At 45.7% G+C, this 24,748-nt stretch carries 22 protein-coding genes and 2 pseudogenes; 14 read left to right on the forward strand and 10 right to left on the reverse strand.

Annotation, left to right across the window (positions count from 1 at the left end; all coding sequences use genetic code 11):
- Nucleotides 1-230: 230 nt before the first annotated feature.
- Nucleotides 231-2,042: a translation elongation factor 4 gene (gene lepA / locus H6F74_RS21095; RefSeq protein WP_190444153.1), complete on the reverse strand. Its 1,812-nt coding sequence runs from the start codon at nucleotides 2,040-2,042 to the stop codon at nucleotides 231-233.
- A 411-nt stretch (nucleotides 2,043-2,453) separates the two neighbouring features.
- Between lepA and H6F74_RS29680 the strand changes: the two genes are divergently transcribed.
- The 7 genes and pseudogenes from H6F74_RS29680 to H6F74_RS21125 all read left to right on the forward strand — a co-directional run bounded on the left by H6F74_RS29680 (nucleotide 2,454) and on the right by H6F74_RS21125 (nucleotide 8,450).
- Nucleotides 2,454-2,663, forward strand: a complete 210-nt coding sequence (locus H6F74_RS29680) for a hypothetical protein (protein ID WP_206756336.1) — start codon at nucleotides 2,454-2,456, stop codon at nucleotides 2,661-2,663.
- A gap of 453 nt (nucleotides 2,664-3,116) precedes the next feature.
- Entirely contained in the window at nucleotides 3,117-3,347 is a 231-nt protein-coding gene (locus H6F74_RS21100) for a type II toxin-antitoxin system CcdA family antitoxin (RefSeq protein WP_190444154.1), read from the forward strand.
- 158 nt (nucleotides 3,348-3,505) lie between these two features.
- Nucleotides 3,506-4,798 (forward strand): annotated as a pseudogene (locus H6F74_RS21105) (ATP-binding protein); the annotation flags it as partial.
- Nucleotides 4,799-4,987: 189 nt separating this feature from the next.
- A complete protein-coding gene (locus H6F74_RS21110) occupies nucleotides 4,988-5,635 on the forward strand; it encodes a DUF3386 domain-containing protein (protein WP_190424795.1) in 648 nt (215 codons plus the stop codon).
- Between the two features lie 11 nt (nucleotides 5,636-5,646).
- A complete protein-coding gene (locus H6F74_RS21115) occupies nucleotides 5,647-5,808 on the forward strand; it encodes a hypothetical protein (protein WP_190444155.1) in 162 nt (53 codons plus the stop codon).
- Nucleotides 5,809-5,895: 87 nt separating this feature from the next.
- Nucleotides 5,896-6,138, forward strand: coding sequence for a NifU family protein (locus H6F74_RS21120; protein ID WP_190424801.1), 243 nt, complete (start codon nucleotides 5,896-5,898; stop codon nucleotides 6,136-6,138).
- Nucleotides 6,139-6,218: 80 nt separating this feature from the next.
- Nucleotides 6,219-8,450, forward strand: coding sequence for a glycoside hydrolase (locus H6F74_RS21125; protein ID WP_190444156.1), 2,232 nt, complete (start codon nucleotides 6,219-6,221; stop codon nucleotides 8,448-8,450).
- A gap of 407 nt (nucleotides 8,451-8,857) precedes the next feature.
- On the opposite strand, the gene H6F74_RS21130 is transcribed toward H6F74_RS21125, so the two are convergent.
- From H6F74_RS21130 to H6F74_RS21145, 4 genes and pseudogenes are all read right to left on the reverse strand, one after another.
- Nucleotides 8,858-9,319 carry a DUF4383 domain-containing protein gene (locus H6F74_RS21130; RefSeq protein ID WP_190444157.1) on the reverse strand — a complete coding sequence of 154 codons (462 nt, stop codon included), beginning with the start codon at nucleotides 9,317-9,319 and terminating at the stop codon, nucleotides 8,858-8,860.
- Between the two features lie 468 nt (nucleotides 9,320-9,787).
- On the reverse strand, nucleotides 9,788-10,459 hold the full coding sequence (locus H6F74_RS21135) for a GNAT family N-acetyltransferase (protein WP_190444158.1): 672 nt from the start codon (nucleotides 10,457-10,459) through the stop codon (nucleotides 9,788-9,790).
- Nucleotides 10,460-10,932: 473 nt separating this feature from the next.
- Nucleotides 10,933-12,303: pseudogene (locus H6F74_RS21140) on the reverse strand (aminopeptidase P family protein); the annotation flags it as partial.
- Nucleotides 12,304-12,468: 165 nt separating this feature from the next.
- The gene (locus H6F74_RS21145; RefSeq protein ID WP_190444172.1) at nucleotides 12,469-12,900 is read right to left on the reverse strand and encodes an NUDIX hydrolase; all 432 of its coding nucleotides are present in this window, start codon (nucleotides 12,898-12,900) and stop codon (nucleotides 12,469-12,471) included.
- A gap of 210 nt (nucleotides 12,901-13,110) precedes the next feature.
- Between H6F74_RS21145 and malQ the strand changes: the two genes are divergently transcribed.
- The gene (gene malQ, locus H6F74_RS21150) at nucleotides 13,111-14,619 is read left to right on the forward strand and encodes a 4-alpha-glucanotransferase (protein ID WP_190444159.1); all 1,509 of its coding nucleotides are present in this window, start codon (nucleotides 13,111-13,113) and stop codon (nucleotides 14,617-14,619) included.
- A gap of 76 nt (nucleotides 14,620-14,695) precedes the next feature.
- On the opposite strand, the gene H6F74_RS21155 is transcribed toward malQ, so the two are convergent.
- Nucleotides 14,696-15,496 (reverse strand): RodZ domain-containing protein, encoded by an 801-nt coding sequence (locus H6F74_RS21155; RefSeq protein WP_190444160.1) that lies wholly within the window; start codon nucleotides 15,494-15,496, stop codon nucleotides 14,696-14,698.
- On the reverse strand, nucleotides 15,493-16,278 hold the full coding sequence (locus H6F74_RS21160) for a pseudouridine synthase (RefSeq protein WP_190444161.1): 786 nt from the start codon (nucleotides 16,276-16,278) through the stop codon (nucleotides 15,493-15,495). Before H6F74_RS21160 ends, H6F74_RS21155 begins: the two co-directional genes overlap by 4 nt.
- Before the next feature lie 165 nt (nucleotides 16,279-16,443).
- On the opposite strand from H6F74_RS21160, the gene H6F74_RS21165 reads away from it, so the two are divergent.
- Nucleotides 16,444-17,163 carry a DUF2993 domain-containing protein gene (locus H6F74_RS21165; RefSeq protein WP_190444162.1) on the forward strand — a complete coding sequence of 240 codons (720 nt, stop codon included), beginning with the start codon at nucleotides 16,444-16,446 and terminating at the stop codon, nucleotides 17,161-17,163.
- A gap of 108 nt (nucleotides 17,164-17,271) precedes the next feature.
- Here the strand turns inward: H6F74_RS21165 and H6F74_RS21170 are convergent, their stop codons facing one another.
- From H6F74_RS21170 to H6F74_RS21180, 3 genes are all read right to left on the reverse strand, one after another.
- Nucleotides 17,272-18,144: a phosphatidate cytidylyltransferase gene (locus H6F74_RS21170; RefSeq protein WP_190444163.1), complete on the reverse strand. Its 873-nt coding sequence runs from the start codon at nucleotides 18,142-18,144 to the stop codon at nucleotides 17,272-17,274.
- 253 nt (nucleotides 18,145-18,397) lie between these two features.
- Complete coding sequence (gene cbiT, locus H6F74_RS21175; protein WP_190444164.1) at nucleotides 18,398-19,000, reverse strand: precorrin-6Y C5,15-methyltransferase subunit CbiT; 603 nt, start codon at nucleotides 18,998-19,000, stop codon at nucleotides 18,398-18,400.
- A gap of 45 nt (nucleotides 19,001-19,045) precedes the next feature.
- Nucleotides 19,046-20,548, reverse strand: a complete 1,503-nt coding sequence (locus H6F74_RS21180) for an aminotransferase class I/II-fold pyridoxal phosphate-dependent enzyme (RefSeq protein WP_190444165.1) — start codon at nucleotides 20,546-20,548, stop codon at nucleotides 19,046-19,048.
- Between the two features lie 260 nt (nucleotides 20,549-20,808).
- On the opposite strand from H6F74_RS21180, the gene H6F74_RS21185 reads away from it, so the two are divergent.
- From H6F74_RS21185 to H6F74_RS21205, 5 genes are all read left to right on the forward strand, one after another.
- Entirely contained in the window at nucleotides 20,809-21,045 is a 237-nt protein-coding gene (locus tag H6F74_RS21185; RefSeq protein WP_190444166.1) for a hypothetical protein, read from the forward strand.
- Between the two features lie 49 nt (nucleotides 21,046-21,094).
- Complete coding sequence (gene ychF, locus H6F74_RS21190) at nucleotides 21,095-22,186, forward strand: redox-regulated ATPase YchF (RefSeq protein ID WP_190444167.1); 1,092 nt, start codon at nucleotides 21,095-21,097, stop codon at nucleotides 22,184-22,186.
- Nucleotides 22,187-22,213: 27 nt separating this feature from the next.
- Nucleotides 22,214-22,567, forward strand: a complete 354-nt coding sequence (locus H6F74_RS21195) for a phage holin family protein (protein WP_190444168.1) — start codon at nucleotides 22,214-22,216, stop codon at nucleotides 22,565-22,567.
- A gap of 146 nt (nucleotides 22,568-22,713) precedes the next feature.
- Nucleotides 22,714-23,613, forward strand: coding sequence for a hypothetical protein (locus H6F74_RS21200; protein WP_190444169.1), 900 nt, complete (start codon nucleotides 22,714-22,716; stop codon nucleotides 23,611-23,613).
- An 18-nt stretch (nucleotides 23,614-23,631) separates the two neighbouring features.
- The gene (locus tag H6F74_RS21205) at nucleotides 23,632-24,573 is read left to right on the forward strand and encodes a GUN4 domain-containing protein (protein ID WP_190444170.1); all 942 of its coding nucleotides are present in this window, start codon (nucleotides 23,632-23,634) and stop codon (nucleotides 24,571-24,573) included.
- Nucleotides 24,574-24,748: the final 175 nt, after the last annotated feature.

The following is a 24,748-nucleotide window of genomic DNA, read 5'->3' on the forward strand; positions in this document are numbered from 1 at the left end:
ATTTACGCCAACATCAACTCAATCGCATTGAACAACAACGATTTCGTCGAAATCCTGAAGTTTTCTTAGCAAATCTTGAGAAACTACTTCTCTAGCAAACTTTGCGGTTCTAGAAAAAAAGCAGTTTATGGGTTTTGAGCCTATGTAGGTAGTCTGAGTTTGTGCAGCATCGAGACTAATGTGGGAAATTGGCAAATCCCAGATGCTCCCGAATCTCAATAACCCAAAGGTTATTCTTGGTCGAGGCGCAACACTGCCATGAAGGCTGATTGCGGTACATCAACTGTACCTATTGACTTCATGCGCTTTTTACCCTTAGCTTGCTTTTGCAACAATTTTTTCTTCCGCGAGATGTCACCGCCGTAGCACTTGGCAAGAACATCTTTTCTCAAAGCTGGGATTTGTTCGCTGGCGATGACTTTACTGCCTATCGAAGCTTGAAGAGGTATCTTGAATTGATGCCGGGGAATTAGTTCCTTTAACTTTTCTGTTAAAGCTCGTCCCACGCCATAGGCTTTGTCACGGTGGACAATCATCGCCAAGGCATCAACCGGATCTCCGTTGATCATGATATCCAACTTAACCAGGGGATTTTCCTGATAGCCAATCAGGTGATATTCCATACTGGCATAGCCCCGCGTTCTGGACTTCATCTGATCGAAAAAGTCCGTCACTACTTCCGCCAGGGGTAACTCATATGTCACCGTAGTTCGCCCCTGAGTTAAATACTTCATGTCTTTGAAAATACCGCGCCGATTTTGACACAACTCCATCAGCGTACCTACATAGGTTTCTGGTGTAATCATGTCTACCTTGACATAAGGTTCTTCGATTTTTTCGCGCTCGTTCGGCGGTGGTAGGTGGCTGGGATTATCGATGTAGAGTTCTTCACCTTTGTTGGTGATTACCCGATAGACTACGGAAGGAGCGGTGATAATTAAATCCAGGTCATATTCTCGCTCTAACCGCTCTTGGACAATCTCCATGTGCAGCAAGCCCAAGAAGCCGCAGCGGAAGCCGAATCCCATCGCACTCGATGTTTCTGGTTCGTAGTGCAGGGCAGCATCATTTAACTTTAGCTTTTCTAAAGCCTCTCGCAAGTCGGGGTATTGGTCGGCATCTGTGGGAAACATACCACAGAAGACCATTGGTTTTGCTTCGGTGTAACCAGGTAAAGGTTCGGCTGCTTGGGCCTTGGCTAAGGTAATGGTGTCTCCGACTCTGGCATCTTCGACAGCTTTAATCGCTGCTGCTAGGTAGCCCACTTCTCCGGCGTGTAGTTCATTTACCTGCTTTTGGGTGGGGCAAAGGACACCTAATTCGTCAATTTCGTATTCTGTTCCGCTGGCCATCAGGCGGATGCGATCGCCTTTTTTTACCGTACCATCCATCACCCGGAAGTATACAATTACACCCCGGTAGCTGTCGTAGTAGCTATCAAAAATCAACGCCCGCAATCGTTCTGAAACTGTATCTTGCGGGGGCGGTACCAGGTGAACGATAGACTCCAGAATCTCGTCAATCCCAATCCCCTCTTTAGCAGAAGCAAGAATTGCACCACTGCAATCTAGCCCAATAATTTCTTCAATTTCTCCCTTTACCCTATCTGGCTCGGCTCCTGGCAAATCAATCTTATTTAAAACTGGTATAATTTCCAGGTTATTCTCAAGAGCAAGATAGACGTTGGCGAGAGTTTGCGCTTCCACACCTTGGGACGCATCCACTACTAAAAGTGCGCCTTCGCAAGCGGCGAGACTGCGCGATACCTCGTAGGAGAAATCTACGTGACCGGGAGTATCAATTAAATTTAGAACGTACTCCTCACCGTCTTTGGCAGTATAGTTCATCCGGGCAGCTTGCAGCTTAATGGTAATGCCGCGCTCCCGTTCTAAATCCATATTGTCTAGGAACTGTTCCTTCATCTGCCGATCTTCTACAGTACCTGTGGATTGCAAGAGGCGATCCGCCAGGGTGGATTTACCGTGGTCAATGTGGGCGATGATGGAGAAATTACGAATGCGAGAAACAGGTACTGAGGTCATAGCCAAAGAAAAAGGCACATCGAGAACGGCAATCGAGATTCAGCAGACTTCACATATTCTAATGTGTCCGACACCCAGCTTGCGATCTTGGCATAAGATATCCTACGCCGGGTTAGAGACAAGCCCTTGTGAATTTGGAGTATTTTTACACAAATTTTGACACTCCCCACCCATATAATACGGGGGATTATCCCATCTAGCCTTCAGTGTGGCTAGGACAGCTAATATTCATGGAGTTACCGCTACCCGTGAAGGAGAGATACCCGACTTCTTAGGGAAGTCGGGTATCTGAACTGTTGGCAATAGGTTCACCCTTTCTCTGCTTTTGAGCTAAAACCAAATCGAACATTGGTGAAGCGTGAAGAAAGCATTTTTCGATAGGTATGAGGTTTATTCCTTTAAAAGTAGGGAATGACCAATACCTACTCCCTACTTTTTTATCAAGCAAGTATTTCTGTTTGTGGCAAAGATGGTAGGGCGAATAGTTTAGCTGCTGAGTGCAGATTGCAAGTAGTTGACACTTTCGCTGTGGGAATTTCTCTTCTCTGCATGAGAATTAGAACAAACGGTTGGCAAAGCGAGTATTTTCCACTTCCATCTGGAGCAATATATCTGTCTTGACTTTGTTCAGAGCAGCAAATTTCAGCTTTCTAGCCAACATTACTAGCTTTAGGCATTTATGCTATAGATTATAAAATAAAACTTATACACTTATTTAAAATGTTGCTACGCTTTAGGCTTTAATAAATATATGTGGCTGGTGTAGTTTCATCCCCATACTTAAAAAACAAGGTTTTGGGTACATCCCTCAAACTCACCGATAATTGTTAAGATGTCAAGACTTCAGGACAAAAGCCTCAGCCTGCTATTTTTTTAGCGATCCAGTCGCCAGAGCTTATAGCTCAGGGAAAGGGGAGGAATTGCAAAATTTTGTTTCATACGTGGATAAAAGCTGGATTTGACTTTCCTGAGTTGGCAAAACACCAGTTAGCATGGAAAAGCGGTTTAGTGTCTCTCACCTGGAGAATTGCTAAAACAAAAATCTCATCATAAATATAGATGCTGCAAAAGCTTATGAACGAGCGGTCCGTTTATTCTAAAGGGTCAGGGGAAAAGGTGGAAGTTGCGATACACCTGGATTCGGAATTGGTAGATCAAATAAAGCACCTAACAAATGACCCAAGTAAGGTGATTGAGACAGCCATAAGACAGTGGCTGAGGGGAGAACGCGATCGCGATGACGAACTGACCCGCACCCTAGAGCGAAATCCGCCCGTGCCTCCGAGAGGCGAATGGAACGACTGATAATGTAGACTCAGGGGCGGAAGTTTTAAGTTTTTCGACAAAAGCATCTATCACATGACGACTGGTAAATATTGCCTATTCTCAGTTTGCAATTTAGCAGGTATATTCTGATGGTGGCTCCTGTTAATGTTCCACTGCTAACTTTCGAGTCAACTTTGTTAAGTACAGACCAGTACCAAAAGCTATTAAGCCAGATCGCCAGAAATATCCGTCGCACGCTGGATCTAGATACGATTTGGCAGCAAACGGTCAAGGGGCTGGGAGAAGGATTGAACGTCAGCCGCTGCATGATATGCAACTACGAAAGTTGTAGCCCAAAAGTGCAGGTGGTGGCGGAGTATTGCCAGGAGTCAGTGCGATCGCTGCTGGGACAGTATTTACCGCTAGCCGAAGACCCATACCTGAAACAAGGGCTGGAAGCGAAAGGCGAACCCGTGGTAGTGGAACAGGCGGGAGCCAATAGCTTTGGATATCAGTCGGTATTAGTGGTTTCCACAAGCTATCAAAACCAGCCAAACGGACTGCTAAGCATTCAACAGTGCGATCGCACGCGCAGATGGAGCGAAGCAGAGGTAGAGTTAGTCAGAGAGCTGGCAGATCAGGTAGGGACAGCGATCGCTCACGCCAAACTCTATAAAGAATTAGAGCAAGCAAGCGAACAAGCAGAAGAAGCAAGCCGCCTTAAATCAGAATTTCTGGCAAACACCTCTCACGAACTCCGCACTCCCCTCAACGGTATGATCGGCTCCCTGAAGCTGATTCTAGACGGTACAGTAGACGAGCCTGAAGAGCAACTAGAGTTTATCCAAGATGCCTATCGTTCCGCCCTCCATTTACTCAACCTGATCAACGACATCCTTGATGTTGCCAAAATAGAAGCAGGCAAAATGGAGCTGGAACTCGGACAGGTAAAGCTGGAAGAGTTATTTGGCGATGTTGAGGAATTTACGCGAAATCAGGCGCAGATGAAGAACCTGAGTTTATGTATTCAAATGCCCCCCACCCATGATGAAGTTATCCTGTACGGTAACTATCAGCGTCTCCTGCAAGTGATGTTAAATCTGATTGGGAACGCCATCAAATTTACTCACGAAGGCGGGGTTACAGTCAGTGCTGAGGTGAGCAAAAAGAAAATCAAATTTGCCGGACAGGAATTTCCCGGCTTGGTAAAAGTCCAAGTGGCTGATACCGGGATTGGCGTTTCCCTCGACAAGCAAGATAAACTGTTTCAATCTTTCTCTCAGGTAGATGGCTCCCGCACGCGACAGTATGGCGGAACTGGTCTAGGACTGGCAATTTCCCAAAGGCTTGTAGAAGCAATGGGTGGGGTCGTAAACTTCTACAGCATGGGCGAAGGACTCGGTTCAACAGTCACATTCACAGTACCCCTGTATCAAGAACCCGTAATGATTTCCACGCCTCAGACAGGTTCGCTGGATTTGTTAATGTAGGTAAATTTTTTATCTTGTAGGGCAGGCAAGATGCTTAAGTGTCAACTTAAGACTGAAAATCCCATTCTTGCTTACTTGCTCTGCCTCCAGTTCTGATGGTTGAGGCTCTAGCCAGGGAATGAGTTAATGACACCCAATACCCTGCAAAGGTTTCTAAACTAGAAAAGAAGTTAACTTAATCAAGGTTCTATGATTGCAGCAAACGCTCGCGACTTATTTCGGGCTGCCTACGAAAACCGCTACACTTGGGATGCCAACTTTCCCGGATACAGCGCCGATGTAGAACTCAAGCAAGGTGATGAAGTCTACAAAGGCAAAATTCGCATCAACCGCGATTTGAGCGTAGAAGTCACTGGCATCGAAGACGAAACGGTGCAAGAGAGCGTCTATACTCAGCTCAGAGATATTGTCACCCACCGCAAACGGGGAGATTTTGAAAAAGCTCACGGCAAAAACGAGTTTAACCTTGGCGAAACCGACTCCACTGGCGCTAAGGAAATTCTAGTTAAAGGCGATGCGATGGGGTCTAACTACAAAATCCGAGGCACCGAAATTTGTCAGGTGAGTCGGGTGATGGGTCGGATGGCTTTTACAATTGACACCAAGGAAAGCTTAGATACATCAGAAGGTTACGTATCCTCTCGCTACGATGTCGTCTTCCGCAACCCTCAGACAGGTGAAACGACCAAGGAACTGCAATTTGAGGATACTTTCGATAAAATTGGTGATTACTATGTGATGACCAAGCAGGTAGTTCACTCGAATGAGCAAGGTCAGAAAACTACCACCGAGTTCAACTACTCTAATATTAAGTTGCTTGAACCAGTAGCAGTTTAGTAGGGGAGGAAATGCCCACCAAATGCTTTAATGGTCGGCATTTCCTACCTAGCCCTGTCAAGGTGTCAACCAAGGAGTTTTTCTGCTATGGGCGATTTGATTATCCTTGCAGTGTAGTTTATGAGATGGTGGCGATCGCTCTTGACAAGGGTAACAATCCTCACCCTACTTGAATCGCTGTCATCGGTTTTTTATCCGTGTGTAGACTAGGATCGAGATAGTTGCGATCGCACTCTCAGATTCCATAAGGTAAACAGACCATGACACAAACACTGGCACTAACTCCGGAAAACGTCGAACAAGTTTTAGATGAACTGCGCCCTTACTTGATTTCTGACGGCGGTAACGTAGAACTGGTAGACATCGACGGGCCAGTTGTTAAACTGCGGCTTCAGGGAGCTTGTGGCTCTTGCCCCAGCTCTACCATGACCCTGAGAATGGGTATTGAGCGCCGCTTGCGCGAATTTATCCCAGAAATTGCCGAAGTTGAGCAAATCATGTAAAAGGTGATAGGTAATAGGTAATAGGTAATTGGGAGAAAAAACTCCCATTACCTATTACTCATTACCCATTACCTATATCTATGCCTCATCCCCTATACATCGCTTTCATCTGGCATCAGCATCAGCCGTTATACAAAAGTCGCACAGTTCAACAGTATCGTCTGCCTTGGGTGCGTCTGCATGGTACGAAAGATTATCTGGATTTAGTGCTGCTCTTGGAACGTTATCCCAAGTTGCATCAAACTGTGAATCTCGTTCCCTCATTGATTTTGCAGATAGAAGATTATGTTGCAGGCACTGCAATAGATCCTTACTTGGCAGCATCTTTGACACCAGAGGAAGAACTGAGTGAAGAACAAAAAAGATTTATTATTGAACATTTTTTTGATGCCAATCACCACACTCTGATTGACCCTCATCCCCGTTACGGAGAGCTTTACCATCAACGTCAGGAAAAGGGGCAAAATTGGTGTTGGGAAAATTGGAATTTGTCAGATTACAGCGATTTGCTGGCTTGGCATAATTTGGCGTGGATTGATCCCCTGTTTTGGGATGATCCAGACATTGAAGGTTGGTTAAAGCAGGGAAGAAATTTTAGTTTAGGCGATCGCCAGCGTATTTACTCCAAACAGCGCGAAATCTTGAGCCGCATCATCCCTCAACACAAAAAGATGCAGGAAGCTGGGCAACTGGAAGTAACAACCACGCCCTACACTCACCCAATTTTACCCTTACTGAGCGATACCAACTCCGGACGGGTGGCGGTGCCTAATATGACCTTGCCCAAGCAGCGGTTTCAGTGGGCGGAAGATATTCCCAGGCATTTACAAAAATCCTGGGATATGTATATAGACAGATTTGGACAGGAACCTCGCGGTTTATGGCCTTCAGAACAGTCGGTCAGTCCAGATATTTTGCCCTACATTGCCAAGCAGGGCTTTAATTGGATATGTTCCGATGAAGCTGTACTCGGTTGGTCGCTGAAGCAATTTTTCCATCGCGACGGTGCGGGGAATGTGTATGAACCGGAGTTACTGTATCAACCTTATCGCCTACAAACTGAGTCCGGTGATTTGTCGATCGTATTTCGGGATCACAGATTATCAGATTTGATCGGCTTCACCTACGGGGCGATGGAACCACGCCGCGCTGCTGCTGACTTAGTGGGACATTTGGAAGCGATCGCGCGAAGTCTCAAACACCGTCAGCCTGGAGGCGGTACAGCCCTGGAACAGCCAAGGCTTGTCACCATCGCCCTCGATGGCGAAAATTGCTGGGAACACTACTACCTAGACGGCAAACCCTTCCTAGAAGCTCTTTATCAAACCCTCTCCCAGCACGAAGAACTGAAACTGGTAACAGTTTCCGAATACCTAGACCAGTTCCCCGCCACAGAAACCATCCCCGCCCAACAGCTGCACAGTGGCTCTTGGGTAGATGGTAGCTTCACAACCTGGATAGGCGACCCAGCCAAAAATCGCGCCTGGGATTTGCTAGAGGCGGCGCGAGAAGTCTTAGCTAAGCATCCAGAAGCAACCGAGGAAAACAATCCCGAAGTTTGGGAAGCGCTATATGCCGCAGAAGGTTCCGACTGGTTCTGGTGGTTTGGCGAAGGTCATTCCTCCAACCAAGATGCCATGTTCGACCAGTTGTTCCGCGAACATTTGTGTGCAATCTACCAAGCTTTGAATGAGCCAGTACCGCCTAACGTGCGCCAACCCGTGGAAGTCCACGAAGCGCAAGGCGACCATCGACCACAAGGGTTTATTCATCCGATCATCAATGGACTCGCTGACGAACAAGACTGGGATCGCGCAGGTCGCATCGAAGTCGGCGGATCGCGGGGTACGATGCACAAGAGCAGCGCGGTTCAGCGTCTCTGGTATGGGGTAGACCACCTCAACTTCTATTTACGGTTGGACTTCCAAGCAGGTCTTCAACCGGGTAAAGGTTTTCCCTCGAAATTACATTTGCTGTGGTACTACCACAACCGGACGATGCACAACAGTCCGATTCCTCTAGCGAATATGCCGGATGAAGCGCCTTTAAACTATCTGTTTCACCATCATTTAGGAATTAACTTGCTGACTCAATCAATTGAGTTTCAGGAAGCTGGGGAAAATCATCAGTGGCATCCTCGTTTTAGCCGCGCTCAAGTCGCTTTTGATAAGTGCTTAGAGGTGGCAGTTCCTTGGGCAGATTTGCAAATAGAACCAGATTATCCGCTGCGGCTGATAATGGTTCTGGCTGATGGCGAACAGTTCTCTAGTTATTTGCCGGAAAATGCTTTGATTCCAATTGAGGCTCCGTAAGGAAAAAGGTAAAAACGCCTGACAATTAAAGTCGCCGTTAAACAAACTAAGCCTGCTCTAGGCTTAGTTTGTTTAACTCCAGGTAATACCAAGGAAAGTGCGACAAATATGTTGGTTGAAAGCTAAATAGTTAAGCCAAATTCATATCGTTAATCAATAAGTCCTGGCAATAGTTAATTTCTACCAGCAGAATTTATTGATATTTATAATCTTGCATTAGAACGCAATTTGTTATCAACAACAGAATTAAAACACTTTAAGTAATTACATTTGAAGCTTACAGAGAACCAGAATACTTCGCCTGAGTTAAAGGCATACTGGTTTTCTGTAAGGCAATCAGCGATCGCGTCCCGTTAAACTCAATCTGATTAGACAATCGATAGGCTACATTTAAACGCTACTCTTTTTTAGCCCTGGCCAGGAGTATTGGTCGGCTGTCCCGTACTTATCTCCAATAAATCTGGTTTAACAAGGAAACCGAAGTAGATTGCGATCGCTGCGGTGACTGCATGAAGCCAGACATCGTTGCCAAAGATTGGGATTAAGCCCAATGTTGACTGGGTAGCAGGAATAAGCCCCATTACAGTTAGCAGCCCATAGAATATTCCGAGGAGTCCACTATAGAGGCGAGAACTGTCTAACGAGATGGATGCAAGAATTCCCAGAATTCCCACGGTTAGATGAACAATATTGTGTAAGACATTGATAGGAAATAATCCCAGTAAGTAACCGTATCCAGTTGTGAATCCAAGGTTAGCCATATCAGGTGTAACTGTAGGCTCTTTCACAAACGCTGGAATAAATCCCATTACACCACAAAGAAAAAAGAAAATGCCGATAATCAAGGCGAATTTTTGCCCTGCTTTCATAATTAAACTCCCTACATAGTTGATTTCACTTTAGACTGTATTCCCTAATCATTTGAGTTTCCTAAGGGAGAGGTATTGAATATGCCTAGAGAAAGGTTTTGTGTTAAAGGCGACCGTAACTTATACTACAACTGAAGCCAATTTAGACTACCAATTTGAATTAAACACAAGAATTTAACCCCCTTTCCGATTCCGGAAAGGGAAAAGCCCCTACAGAAGAGTACGAGAGGGGCCAGAATTTATCGCCCCCAATTGCGTGCAATATAAATATTCGTAGGGACAGGGCATTGTCCCTACAGTGTTATATACACAACTGCTATATTTGCAAAAACCGTATGCTGGCAGGGTATTTAGCGCATTTAACCTAAAATATTATGTTGATTCTGAAGCCGTTTCGGGGAAATAAAGCGATTCCAGCTTTTTTAACCTCTATTTTGGTATAGACACGCTACGACAATTATTCTATTTCTAACTTTGATACCGCATGACCGTCCAAGAAATTCCAGCCAGCTTGCTGTCGATTTTGAAAATGTTAAAACTTGCCTGAAGCGGCGATGATAACTCATGCCAAGGAACTATTACGAAGCCGAGTTGGGAATAAAATTGCACCAATTTAGGTTTACATACTAAATAAAGGGGTTGGACAGCTTCCTGAACAAGACGTTTCACTAAACAAGAACCTAATTGCTGACTGCGCCAGACTGGTGTAACAAACAGGTAATAAAGCACTGAGTTTGTAGTGGAGCAGTGTAATTCCCCACAGGCTACTAAGGTTCCATTGCATTCAATTACCCAGAAACGCGACCAATTTACTAAAGCGTAGGTAAAAATGGATAGCAAAAACAAAATAATCCCAAAGGTTAATACAACTAGGGAAATAAAAAGAAAAATGATTGTTGCTTCTAAAATAAACTTGATTAAAATAAAGTATTTAAGTATAATCCATAGCTTTATATTTATAATAAAAAAGAAACCAAGCAAAAGCAGAATCAGCAAATTTAAAAGTATAATTCTTAAGTCAAAAGCTAATGCTTCAGATGTGGTGAATTGAAGTAATAATTTCTGAATTAACCATTTTTCCCTTTCACGGGCTGGTCGAATAATACACCCTGGTGGCAATGAAGGAGGTTGCTCAGTCATTTACAAATTTTGTGTGATTAGGGCAATATTACCAGCACAAAAGCCGTTGTTACCTTAAAATAAATATGAAATTTATGGCGATCGCGATCGCACTCCTAAGCTGTCAACAGCATCTAATCTTCATAAATCTAAACTTGAGTAAAGTTGTCCATTGTTACGGAAAGTTGTTAGAACCTTGTCAGGTTTTAACAACTTTCCAACTCTTAAACGCCTTCAACCAGTTGTAAAGTGCAAATCATCCCATCCGGATATTTCGCCAGTGCCTTTTGTTTGGCGAGTTTATGATCTTCATCCAGAAAATATTCGCCGCTATCTGATTCAATAGCAACAAACCAGCCAGCATAATCTTTAATCAATTGGGGGCGGACTTCTTCAAAAACTGAGCGACAACGCTTAATAAAAGCAGGAATACTATTATTGGAAATTACATTTATTTGCTGCCGCCTCTCCGCCCCTGAGCGTGATTCTTGTTTAACTAGCTCCTCAATTGTATCTACATTAGTCGGCAAAGCTGCTGTTAAGACTTCGCTGCCTGATTCGGTAACTAAAACATCATCTTCAATGCGAATTCCCCGCACGTCAGCAAACTGAGAAAGGCGATCCCAATCCACCACATCTTGATATTTTGAACGCATTTCTATATTGTTCAAAATTGCCGGAACTTGATAGAATCCCGGCTCTATTGTGACTAACATTCCAGCACTCAAGGGGCGATTTAGACGCAGATAGCCCAAGCCAAAGCGATCGCTTCTAACTCTTTGCTCCTCATACCCCGCCAAATCCCCCAAATCTTCCATATCGTGGACATCCAAACCCACCAGATGACCGATTCCGTGGGGGAAAAACAGCGCGTGAGCATCCATTTCCACCAAATCTTCAGCCTTACCTCGTAAAATGCCCAAATCCACCAAACCTTGGGCAATTAAAGTTGCAGCAAGTAGATGAATATCCAGATACTCTACACCTGGGCGAATCTTGGCAATGCAAGCATCGTGAGCCGCCAGCACCACATTGTAAATATCTTTTTGGGTAGAAGAAAACTTACCAGAAACAGGCCAAGTGCGGGTCACATCAGCAGCCCAACCCATTGATGTCTCAGCACCAACATCCGCCAGCAGCAAATCTCCTGGTTGCAGCGAGTGGTGATACTGCTCATTGTGTAGAACTTCCCCGTGAACAGTGACAATACTGCGGTAAGCGCAGGTCATATTGTGGGAGATGATCGCAGCCTCCATCGCCGCCCGCACCCCTGCCTCAATTTTGGCTTTGGGTGTAGCCATCATCCCAGCTTTGTGAGCTTCCACAGTCACAGCAGCAGCCTCTCGCAACTCGGAAATTGCGCCAGCGTCGTGATTCAGCCGCAGTTTGATAATTGCTCGTGCCAACTCAAGATCAATCCCCTGAGATGATTTTGCTGGTGCTAATGCGCGGTTAAGTAAATGAGATTGTGCTTGTTGGGTAGCAGCATCCTGCACAGAGATAGTAGCAGCACCAGTCGAGCGTGACTTCAATTGTGCGATCGCGAAAACTCCATCTGCCCCTATAGCTTTAGCGATTTCCTCACGTTTAGGCACTTCCCCATGCCAGAGGGCGCTATCTGGCGAAGCATCATCCATGAAAAGTTCTAATTTTCCGGCTTCCAGACGAATTGCGGCATTTTCCAGGGGTAGCCCAGCAAAATAGAGAAAATGACTGCTGGCGCGAAACGGGAAAGTATTTGCCGGATAATTGCGGGAACTACTGCGCCCAGACCAGAGAATTACCGGAAAATCAATTAGCTCAGCTAATCGCGATCGCCTCCTCAATAGGGTAGCGGCGAGGTCTGATGTGGGGTGGAGTTGCATACCTACTAGGGGCCAATTTAGAACATATTCCTTCTGCTTAAAGTTTAACGTTACAGCAAAACACGTCTGGGGTTGCATCCCCAGATTCGGATTTTCGAGCGGCATACTCTACCAAATCCGTCTGTTCGTCTTTTTACCCCGTCCGCGGTTTGGGGTCGGGTGGCACTAAGACAAACTCGGTCGTATTCCATAATGGCGATAACGCCAATATTCGCGCAGAATTTTGTCGTGATCGAAACAAAGTTCGGTGGGAATCCGCCAAGATTCAAAAATCCCCACCGCCTTAGCATCATCAGCCGCTTTAGGTTCCCCCGTCGCCGTAGCAATAAACACAACGCTCATCGTGTGCTGACGCGGATCGCGATTGGGATCGGAATACACCTGGAATTGTTCAACTAACTCCACCTTTAAGGAAATCTCTTCTGACGCTTCTCGCCGCGCCGCCGCTTCAGCAGATTCTCCGTAATCAATAAAGCCGCCCGGAATTGCCCAACCATAAGGAGGATTTTGGCGCAAAATCAATATAATCGGGCGATGCGGTCGGTCAACCAGCTCAATAATGATATCGACAGTAGGAGAAGGGTTGCGGTGAGTCATGTTGATATTTTGCCCCAAAAATGAATTGCCTACATTTTGCACCTGTTTGATGATGACAGGCGGGATACCCCTAGGGTAAGTCAAGGCACTAGGAAAAAAAATTGCCCATCCCGTAAAGTATTTATCTGTAATCCTGCCTACGGATGGGTTTCAAACGCTGACCTACCGTGATAATGTCAAAACGTTTGCGTACTCTCCATCAGGTTATTTATGCCGTTTCCCAGATCAAGTGGCATTTTGCTGCACCCCACCTCCTTTCCCAGTCGATTTGGCATTGGCGATTTAGGCTTAGAAGCTTATCGTTTTATAGATTTTTTGGTGGAGAGTTACCAGCAATTTTGGCAGGTTTTACCACTAGGCCCAACTGGATATGGTAATTCTCCATATATGTGCTATTCAGCGTTGGCGGGAAATCCGCTGCTGATTAGTCCAGAAAAGCTGCGCGACGCTGGTTTACTAACTGACGACGACTTTGCCGGATTACCAGAATTTCCCCTGGATAATGTAGATTTTGAAAAAGCGATCGCCATCAAGATGCCTTTGCTTGCCAAAGCCTGCGAAAACTTTAAAGCCAAAGCTTCCCCGCTTCAGCAAAGGGAATTTGCGGGTTTTTGCGAGACTAAGGCTAATTGGCTCGATGACTACGCTTTATTTATGGCGCTTCGGGAGGCACACGAGCAATCTAGCTGGTATACTTGGGAGCCGGAAATTGCCAAACGCCAACCTGAAGCTTTGGAGCAGTGGCGGCAGCGGCTAAACAATGAGATTTTTTACCACAAATACTTGCAGTTTGAGTTTTTCCGCCAGTGGTCTGAACTGAAGAACTATGCCAACCTGCGCGGTATTGATATTATTGGCGATATCCCGATTTATGTAGCTCACGATAGCGCCGATGTTTGGTCGCATTCAGAAATCTTTTGTTTGGATGAAGAAACGGGGGAAGCGGCGCTAATGGCAGGTGTCCCGCCGGATTACTTCAGCGCGACAGGTCAGTTGTGGGGCAACCCAGTCTATAACTGGGAGCAATTGGAGAAGCAAAACTTTAAATGGTGGGTGCAGCGCTTTGAGTCGTTATTGGATTATGTGGACATCATTCGGATTGACCACTTCCGGGGGTTTCAAGCTTATTGGGCAGTGAAGGCGGGTGAAGAAACTGCCCTGAATGGGGAGTGGATTGAAGCGCCTGGAGATGTTTTCTTTGAAGTTCTCAATGAGAAGTTAGGCAAGCTACCCATTCTTGCTGAGGATTTGGGTGTAATTACACCAGAGGTAGAGGCGCTGCGAGACAAATTTGAATTTCCGGGGATGAAAATTTTGCAGTTTGCCTTTGGTTCCGATGCAGGCAATGGCTTTTTGCCGTTTAACTATCCGCGCAACTGCTTAGTTTATACTGGCACCCACGACAATGACACTACGGTGGGTTGGTTCTATCAATTGTCAGATTATGAAAGGGAGAGGGTGCTGCGTTATTTAGGTTGCATTAGTCCCGAAGGTATCCACTGGGATTTTATCCGGCTAGCGATGAGTTCTGTGGCAAATCAGGCGATTCTTCCCTTTCAGGATATTTTGGGATTGGGCAACGATGCCAGAATGAATTTTCCCAGTAAAGCTGAGGGAAATTGGGGGTGGCGGTATCGGTCAGAGGCGGTGAATAATGAAGTAAGCGATCGCTTGAAATCGCTTACTGAACTTTTTGGTCGCGCCCCCATTAAAGATTGACGAGTTTTGTTAAGCACGAGTTGGTCTGGCTTTGGAGATTTGAGTTTTAAATAAACTAAACTCAAATCTCCAAATCTCAAGACTTGGAATTGGCGGCAAAGGTTACTTCCCGAACTTTACCGGGATCTCCCAGTTTCTTTGCCTTTTCATCGTTAACAGCGATGAGGACAGCACCCGCATTTCCTGCTCTGACAATTAATTTTTCCTCCGCAACCCAAGTACGCTGAGTGCCTTGGGGGAGAGTTCCTTCAAACTGCGTCTTGCCATCCACTACCACCCGAATCCAAGAATCGGATTTCACGGTAACACCAACACGTACTGGCTTACCGTTTTGACTGGAACTGCTCAAGACAGCGGGGATCAGCGGCCCAGACTTTTGTTCTGGCGAATTTATCTGGACTACTTTGTCAACTCCTTCCTGCTGCTCTATTGAACGCCGCAAAGATTCGCTATTACTACTCACTTCTAAGGCAGAACGATTTACGAAGTAGGACAAGCCATTCACTGCGCCAATTACCAGAAACACATACAGCAAGTAAAGATGAATTGGTCGCAGTTGAGCTGATGGCAAACGCTGCCAGGTAGGCTTAATGAACTGGAAAACAGGCCCTGTGGGGAAGTCGCGGGAAAATTCGGCACCGTTCATTCCCAGCGCCTCAGCATACCGCTTGATAAACCCCTTAATATAGACAGGCTCTGGCAATATTGCCCAATGACTTTCTTCAATTGCCCTCAGCAGACGAACCTGAATCCGGGTCTTTTCCCCAACCTCCTCTAGGGAAAGCGACTGCTCCTGGCGGAACTGGCGGAGGTGAGACCCAAGCTCTTTCAGCTTCTCGACTTGTTGCTGCTGAACATTGAGTGGATTCTCCTTCATACACGGCGCTCCTTGATGTCTGCTGGCACTTCTATTGATGTTAAGTTGACTTGGTTTTTGAGAAAAGTAATTTCAAAATCTTCTAAAAGACGATAAGTACCAGGGAACATTGACTTTCCTTTCCGTTCTAAATGAATCGGACCTATCGCGATGCGATGGAGATGGATGACAGGATAGCCTAGTTGCTCGGCAATACGTCTAATCTGGCGGTTTCTCCCCTCTGTCAGAACGACTTCCAGCAGGGTTTGAGAATCCCGCTTTTCCAGTACCCGAACAGGTGCAGGTAAAGTCTTTTGCCCAGACAGAATAACACCCTGACGCCAGTTGTCAAGTACGCTCTCTGGAGGATGACCCTGAATCCAAACCTGATATGTTTTCGGCAGGTGATAGCGAGGATGGGTCAAACGCAGCGTCATTTCACCGTCATTGGTGAGCAGCAATGCTCCTGTAGAGTCAGCATCTAAGCGTCCTACAGGGTGTAGACCTTTACCTTCTCGCAGGTGCAGAGGCAATAAATCGAGAACGGTGCGGCGATTTTGGGGATCGCGGCAAGTAGAAACGACCCCGGCGGGTTTGTAAAGTAGAAAATACAGCATCCCAGGACGACTGGGGGGAACTATAATGCCATCTACTTCGATGCGGTCTTGTTCTGGATTCGCTGTTTGCCCCAGATGAACCACAGTACCATTAAGCCGCACGCGCCCTTCAACAATCATTTTCTCTGCTTGGCGGCGTGAGGCAATACCCCTTTGGGAAAGAATTTTTTGTAGCCTTTCGGCCATAGGTAAGATTTATGCACTGACTGGGTAAGGGTTTAGGGTAAGGCCAGCCGAGGCGATGCCCCGGTAGACTATTTTGGATTTTGGATCTGGGATTTAGAATAAATCGCCTTTTCTTCAATCTAAAATCGACCACTGGCTATACTATGTACAAATATTACAGGAAGAATGCCATTGATTACTAAGCAGCAAAGCCGGATTATTAGCTCTGTGTTGTCCCCGGCTTGCCGGGTGTGGTTGCGATCGCAAGTATCTGCGATTGGTGATCTGAGCGTCAAAATTTCCGGGGGCGATCGCCAAATCCTCTCTGGTTATATTCCCAAAGTAGCGATCTCTGCCAGCCGTGCCATCTATCAAGGGCTGCATCTGTCTCAAATTCACCTAGTCGGAGAAAACATTCGCATCAACCTGGGTCAAGTTCTCAAAGGAAAGCCCTTGCGCCTTCTCGAACCAATCCCAGTTTCCGGTGAACTTTTGTTAGAAGAAGCAGACCTCAAAGCCTCTCTCGATGCACCCTTATTAGCCACGGCTTTAAATGATTTACTGGGGACTCTGCTCTTGGCGGCTTTTCATATGCACCCAGCTGATATCTTAGAAGACCAGCAAATCAATTGGCAACAAATTACTATTGAGCCTGAGTGTCTGACTCTCAGTGGTACCCTTACAGACGCTACTAATTACACCAAGCCTTTCGTGCTTCGTACCGATCTCCAGTTAGCCAGCCCCCATGAACTGTTACTGGTTAACCCTAGTATCGAGATCCAGGAAAAATTGGTGCAAGCTGAGGAAGGATTCAAAATAGAATTGGGCAAAGAAGTCGATATTCAGGAATTAACTTTGAGTCAAGGTCGGCTGGTTTGTCGCGGTGGCATTACTGTAATTCCTTAATTGGGGATTGGGGATTGGGGATTGGGGATTGGGGATTGGGGATTGGCAAGAATCTTACCCAGCCCCTAGTCCCTAGTCCCTAGCCCCCAGCCCCCAGTCCCCAGTCCCCTACTTCTCCAACACAGGTAACAACAGGGTGACGAAATAGTAAACCAAAGGCGCGGTAAAAACGTAACTATCAGCCCGATCTAAAATGCCGCCGTGACCGGGAATTAGTTGCCCGGAGTCCTTTACGCCAGCATCTCGCTTCATCATCGACTCAGTTAAGTCTCCTAGTAGACTGGCAATACCAATCAGCAGACCCAAGGCGAAACCACTTAGCTGCCAAACGGGCCACTCAAGATACCAAGCCCCAGCTACCGCCACTGCTACGCTGCCGATTACTCCAAAAACAGCACCTTCGACAGTTTTTTTCGGGCTAATGTCGGAGAGGCGGGTGCGACCAAAGAACTTGCCGAAGATGTAAGCACCAATATCAGCTGCCCAAATACAGCCAAATGCCAATAGCGTTGCTGTCAAGCCTAGGGGAAGACTGCTGATTTGATGCCAATCAGCACTCAGGGAGCCATTGAAGGGTTCGGCGTTGGCGATCGCGGGGGCGAGTCCAACGCGCAGCCGCACCCAGTAGCTGGGCAGGTAGCCGCCGTAGAATAAACCTAAAATTGAGGCGGAAATATCGGCAATTGTGGCAAGTTTGGGCTGAAATAGCAGGTAAAAACAAATTAAGGTTCCTGCTAGGGAAAACATGGCATCTGTCAGATCCGGCGCGAGTGCGGCTGTGAGTAACAAAACCTGACTTACTACCAATGTGGTTTTGGCGGCTGGGGCAATGCCTTTGGCTCGCGTTAACTGAAAATACTCTAACTGACCGAGATAAATGATGATACACAGACCAGCTGTAAAGAACCATCCTCCAAAGATCAGCATGGAGAGGGCCAAGGCGATCGCTACTATTCCACTAAAAATTCGAGACCAAGGCATAAGGTGCGTTCTCTCTTGACCCCAGCGAGGAGGTTAATAGAAATTTAATAAGATTAAGAATTACTTTTGCACACTTTAGCCTATCCGCAGCGGATTTGGGCGATTGGTGCTGGCAATTCTCACCCTTATTCATCTTTGTGAAAGCGATCGCTTTGTTCTGACTAAAAATTCAATCCCTTCTGGTATGGATCTTAACGATAATTCTTCAGTCCTAACTCGCCTTTGAATATTGCCATTAGTCGCCTGAAAATCTTCAATCCAACTTTTCCCCGCTGAGAATAAAAATCGGATCGACTGCGGCAAAGGTTTGATGAACCCCTCGCGTTTCCAGACGGTTAACAGCCGACTGAACTACCTCGATATTCCGGGCTTGTAACTCTGCGAAACCTTCGGAGATGGCATAGAGACTTTCTAGATTAGCAGCTGTGGCAACGACTCTGCCTTCGGGTTGCAAGTATTGCCAGACTACTTTCAAGATGTCTTTGATCGGTTGTCCGCCTTCAATGCAAACCCGGTGGGGTGGAACAGGTAAATTTTTTAGGCACTCTGGGGCGCTACCTTCGATAATTTCCACATTGTGGACTCCGAAGCGATCGCAGTTGCGGCGAATTAAATTCGCCACGTCCTCATCTCTTTCTATCGCCACAATTTTACCTTTAGGACACAGCAAACCAGTTTCCACTGGGATCGTTCCGGTGCCTGCACCAATATCCCACAACACAGAATCTTGTTTAAGTCTGAGGAGGGATAACAAAAGCAACCGCACCTCTCGTTTACTCAGGGGTATCCCTGGCAACCTCTCGAACAGGTCATCGGGAATACCAGGAGTAACATAAGGCCAGATTGGAGAGGGCATAGGAACAATTCAGAGACACCTTTCGAGATGTTGCATTCAACGTCTCTACTTTCGCACAACCTTTAGTGTTTTGAGACTGGAATCGGTACAACCTGTAATGCTTCCACCTAAAGTAACAATTTGTTGCAGGTAGTCCAAAGCTGCGGGGGCGATCGCTTCTCCAGGCATCAAAACGGGAATTCCAGGGGGATACGGGCAGATTATCTCTGCACTAATGCGTTCTACAGCCTTTTCTAGGGGAAGGGTTTCTGTTTGGGAGAAGAAGGCTTCGCGGGGGGAGAGGCAAGGATGAATGATAAAGGATGAGGGATGAATTTGCAGGTATTCTGCTTTCCATCGGGTGAATACATCCAGATAGGGGTTGGCAAAGGTAGCTTGTGGGTGTTTCTCGGCTAAAGTTTGGAGGGCGCACACCAAACCGTCTATATCTGCCTGGGTGTTCCCCAAACTGAGAATAAAGGTCAGATGTTGCAGGGATGCCAACTCAGAGGTAACGCCTAGCTTGTGATGGAGAATTTCATCAGCTTCAAACCCAGTCACACCTAAACCAGAAACGCTGACAGTCAACCGCGTTGTATCTAAGGCAACAAAACCGGGGGTATTTGAGGATTCTAGAACAGATAATCCGGGAATTTTGCTAATTTTGGTTCTTGCCTGATTAGCCAGTTCCAAGGTTCTCCCCATCAGCTGTTTTCCGTGTATTGCCATTTGCTGCCTTGCCCCGTCGAGGGAAGCTAGGAGTAGATAGCTAGGGCTGCTAGACTGCAAAAGTTGTAAGGCAATGCTTACGCGATCGCTATCTACTAAGTTTCCCTGAACGTGCAGCATGGATGCTTGAGTTAGCGCCCCCAGTACCTTGTGAGTCGATTGAACGCTTAAATCTGCCCCGGCTGATAAGGCTGAGGGGGGCAAATCTGGGTGAAAGGCAAAATGAGCGCCGTGGGCTTCGTCTACCAATAGGGGGATACCGTGCTGATGGGACACTTGCGCGATCGCTTTCACATCCCCGCAAGCGCCATAATAAGTCGGATAAACCATCATCACCGCCTTAACGTCTGGATGCTGCTTCAAGGCGGCTGCAACTGCCACAGGGGTGATACTGTGAGCGATATCGGAATCTGGGTCGTATTCTGGATTCAGGAAAATTGGGATCGCACCCGAAACGATTAAGCCGTGGATAGCCGATTGATGGATATTCCGAGGCAGGATAATCTTGTCCCCAGGGTTACAGGTGGCTAAAATTGCTGCCATCACCCCACAAGTGGAACCATTCACCAAAAACCAGGTACGTTCTGCGCCAAATGCCGCCGCCGCGAGTTCTTGGGCTTTTTGGATAACGCCTTCTGGAGCAAACAAATTATCTAATTCTGGCAATTCTGCCAAATCTGCGGGAAACACGGCTGAACCTAATAAATCTGCTAAGGGCTGGGAAATGCCTTGTCCCCGCTTGTGTCCCGGCGTATAAAAGGGAGCATGATGCTTAGTAGCGCACTCCTGAATGGCATCCACTAATGGCGTGGTTATTTGAGACCCTGGTACAAAATCCATGCGCTAACTTTCTTGTTAATCGATGTGAGAGTTTTTGCCGCAGTTGGTTGGCTGCGGCTTTAAGATATATCCTTTCTGGCTAACAATTTAACCAGCGTCAAGCCCTAATGTTGATGCGTCGATACCTGCTAAAGTATTGAATTTGGATGCTGTTTGATTAATATTTAATAAGGAGTGTCAGTCAATGTAGTTACTCAGGGGGATGTGATGTTATTAGTTTTTACCTATTTTAAGAGGGTTCAGTAATTGGAGGCGATCGCATGATTAATCCTATCCCTAACCCCATTCCCCAACCAGGTAATCCCATCCCCTCGCCAATCCCCGATCCCATTCCTAGCCCGTCGCCAGTACCAGAACCCATACCGGGCCCAGCCCCAGAACCAGTGCCAGCACCCATCCCCCAGCCTGTTCCAGGGCCAGTACCAGAACCAGTGCCAGCGCCGATTCCTCAGACTGTTCCAGGGACAATTCCTCAAACGATTCCTGAACCTGTCTGAAAAAATTTCACCCAGTCTCCACCCTGCTAATCGTCAAATTAAATTCAAAATGCTAAGAGCCGGAATTGTCGGACTTCCCAACGTCGGAAAATCAACCTTATTCAACGCCCTGGTTGCCAACGCCAAGGCAGAAGCTGCCAATTTCCCTTTTTGCACCATCGAACCCAATGTCGGTGTCGTTTCTGTGCCAGATGAAAGGTTAAACGCCCTGGCTAATATTTCCAGCTCGGTGCAAATTGTACCGACGCGGGTTGAATTTGTCGATATTGCTGGTTTAGTGAAAGGCGCTAGTCAGGGGGAAGGGCTGGGTAATCAATTTTTATCCCACATTCGAGAAGTTGATGCCATAGTTCATGTGGTGCGCTGTTTCGAGAATGATGACATTATCCACGTTGCCGGATCTGTTGACCCAGCGCGAGATATTGACATCATCAATTTGGAGTTAGCTTTAGCAGATTTATCCCAAGTTGAGCGACGAATTGAGCGCACCCGCAAAGCTGCCCGTACCAGCAAAGAAGGACAGATTGAGCTTGCTGCTTTAGAAAAATTGGGCGCTTTATTAAATCAGGGCAAACCAGCGCGGCGGGCTGAATTAAATGAAGAAGAAGCTGAAGCGCTCAAAGGATTAGGATTGCTCACAGGCAAACCAATTATTTATGCTGCAAATGTGTCTGAGGATGACTTAGCCACTGGCAATGAATATGTGGAGCAAGTGCGGCAAATTGCGACCCAAGAAAATGCCCAAGTCGTAATTGTTTCTGCCCAAGTGGAAGCGGAATTAGTCGAATTACCAGAAGAAGATAAAGCGGAATTTCTGGGATCTCTTGGCGTTGAAGAAGGCGGATTGAAATCTCTAATTCGCGCCACTTACGAACTTTTAGGCTTGCGTACCTACTTTACCACTGGCCCCAAAGAAAGCCGCGCCTGGACAATTACAGCGGGAATGACAGCGCCTCAAGCAGCAGGAGTGATTCACTCTGATTTTGAGCGCGGTTTTATCCGGGCGGAGACTGTCGCCTACCAAGATTTAGTTGCAACTGGTTCGATGAATGCTGCGAAAGAAAAAGGCTTAGTTCGCAGTGAAGGTAAAGAATATATTGTCAAAGAAGGCGATGTAATGCTGTTCCGCTTTAATGTCTAGGTTATTTACGCCCTGGAGACACAAAAGATGGATATTGTTTCGCTTCTGGTTGCTTGGCTAGTCACTGCTGTTAGCTTGTTTATCATTTCCAAATTGCCAATCGGCGTTGAAATTGACACTTTTCCCAAAGCCCTCATTTCGGCAGCAGTTTTTGGACTTCTGAATGCTTTAGTCCGTCCAGTTATTTTCTTCTTGTCTTTGCCAATTACCATCCTAACTTTAGGTCTTTTCCTCTTTGTACTCAACGCGATTATCTTTGGTTTAGCTGCTTATTTAGTACATGGATTTCGCTTGCGTTGGGGAATTTGGAGTGCGTTGATAGGCTCAATTGCACTCAGCATTATCAACTCTATTATCTACAAGTTGTTGGGCGCGTTTTAGTTGACAGGATAATTTAATGGAGTTTTTAAAAACCCGGTTTCTTGTAGAAACCGGGTTTTTCAGTATTTGTACGGAAACACCATAAGCAGCTAGTGCGATAGACTTTGATGAATGCTGCCAGCTTAGCGGTGCAAGGATGGTGAGAAATGCTGGGATGGATCTTTGGAGGTTTTATTAAAAAATTAGAACGTGCTTCTAAAGACGTTTCGCAGGATTTCGTGAAATCAGCTGGGAAAGAAATAAGTGAATTGTTTGATGAAAAACTATATCCCTTAGCTGACAAGCTTGATTACATAGCTCAAAACCGAATCAAACAAGCAAAAAATGAAATTGAGGAATTAGAAACTAAGACGATAGGTGATATCGAATCTCTACTAAACCAGACTGATGAAAAAGTAAAGTATGCTTTAGAAAACATTAATCAAGTGCGAGTAGCAGCACTTAGAGATGTAAGAGAAACTATCGGAATAACTGACACCTATTTAGAAAATCGAATCAACCAAATTTCTTTGGTGTTCATGGAAGGTTTGACTTTAGGCACTACCGCAATTTTTACAGAAATTAATTTTTTAGAAGAAAAGTTATTTAAAGACGCTAATCAGCTTGTAGATAAAATAGACGAAGCGATAGATGGAAAGCTTGAACAGATTCGGAATGAGTTAAAAAAGCATTTAGCTCATGCTTTGCCGAATCCTTTTGATAAATGTAGGCAGAGGCTCAAAATAGGATTGAAGCCTGGTGCTAGGCTTTCGGACATTGAGCTTTATGAACTAAGTGAATGCTATGAATTGAGCAAGTTGAATGAGAAAAGTTCTATTGACGAGGTACTGAAGATTTATGGACAACTTCAACACAATGCAGCGATGATGGCTGCTTTAGTAAAAAAATCTCCAGAGTTGAAGAGGATAGCTATTCAAGATTGGCTCAAATATGGCGTACTTTGTGAGTTTTGGCGCGGAACAATCAAGACTTATGATTCTACCGATCCTCTTTTACTAAAGTCTGAAAAGTCGCAGCAATTCTTCACAGGTAAAGAGGATACATAAAATCTATCAAGGTTTTTTATGAGTAAACCTGATGCTGATGACTGGAAAACGCCACTGGGGTACTACGAAAGAGCGATCGCAGAACTAAGACGCGCACACGAAGAGATTCAGGCGGAGCTACAAAACCTAAAACAGAATCAGACTTCTCAAGTTGAACTAGAAAACCTAAAAGCAGAGCTACAAACGACAAAAGAGCATCTTGCGACAACCCAAAAAACCTCAGATGATGCTCACACAGAACTACAAGCTCTTAAAGAGCAGCTTCAGAATCTAAAGGAGCCTATGCCAAATTCACCTAGTGAAGATAATGCTCAGAGTATTGAATACTTATCCCAAATAAAGAAGCAATTATCTGAATTACAATCTCAATTGCAGCAGATTGAACAGCAGCAAAGCTTTTTCAAAGACTACTTAAAAACGTTAATTCATCAGTCTCTATTACAGATAAACTCACACGTTTCTAAATTGTCAGATGAGCTAACGCTTATTTCTTCTGCTTCAGGCACAGACTATACCAAACTACGAAATCTATTGAAAGAAGGAAACTGGAAAGAAGCAGATCAAGAAACTCTTGCCATTATGTGGCGGATATCGAATCGAGGTAATCCAGGCTGGTGTTTTCTAGATGACGGAGATATTCAGCGGTTTCCTTGGCAAGACCTCCGAATTATCAACCGACTATGGATAGAGTACAGTAACGGACGCTTTGGGTTTAGCGTTCAAAAGCAGATATGGAATAGCATACAGGTTCCCAAAAACAACGATTTTGAAGTCGAGAAAACTTTAGGCGATCGCGTGGGATGGCGTGTAAATAATAACTGGGTTAAGTACGATGAACTCACTTTTGCCATCAGTGCATCTGAAGGACATCTCCCAGCGACTCTTCATCTACTAGGCGTGGAGGCTGGAAGAGTGGAGCATCGGGTAAAGTTGCTTTTCTCTCATCGAAAAGATTTGTAGGCTTAGCACGCAAGCGATCGCAAGTAAAACCCTCTTTTTTGCCTTTCACAGAGATTTGATATGACTATAGCAGCCCTAAATGAGTTGTGCAAAAGCATCATATTTTTTTAAGTTAGGTCGGTTGAAAAGTTGAAATTTAAAGAAAAATTGAAATAATTTTTTCACAATGCTAAAA

Source organism: Trichocoleus sp. FACHB-90, from assembly GCF_014695505.1.
Lineage (GTDB): Bacteria > Cyanobacteriota > Cyanobacteriia > Cyanobacteriales > FACHB-T130 > Funiculus > Funiculus sociatus.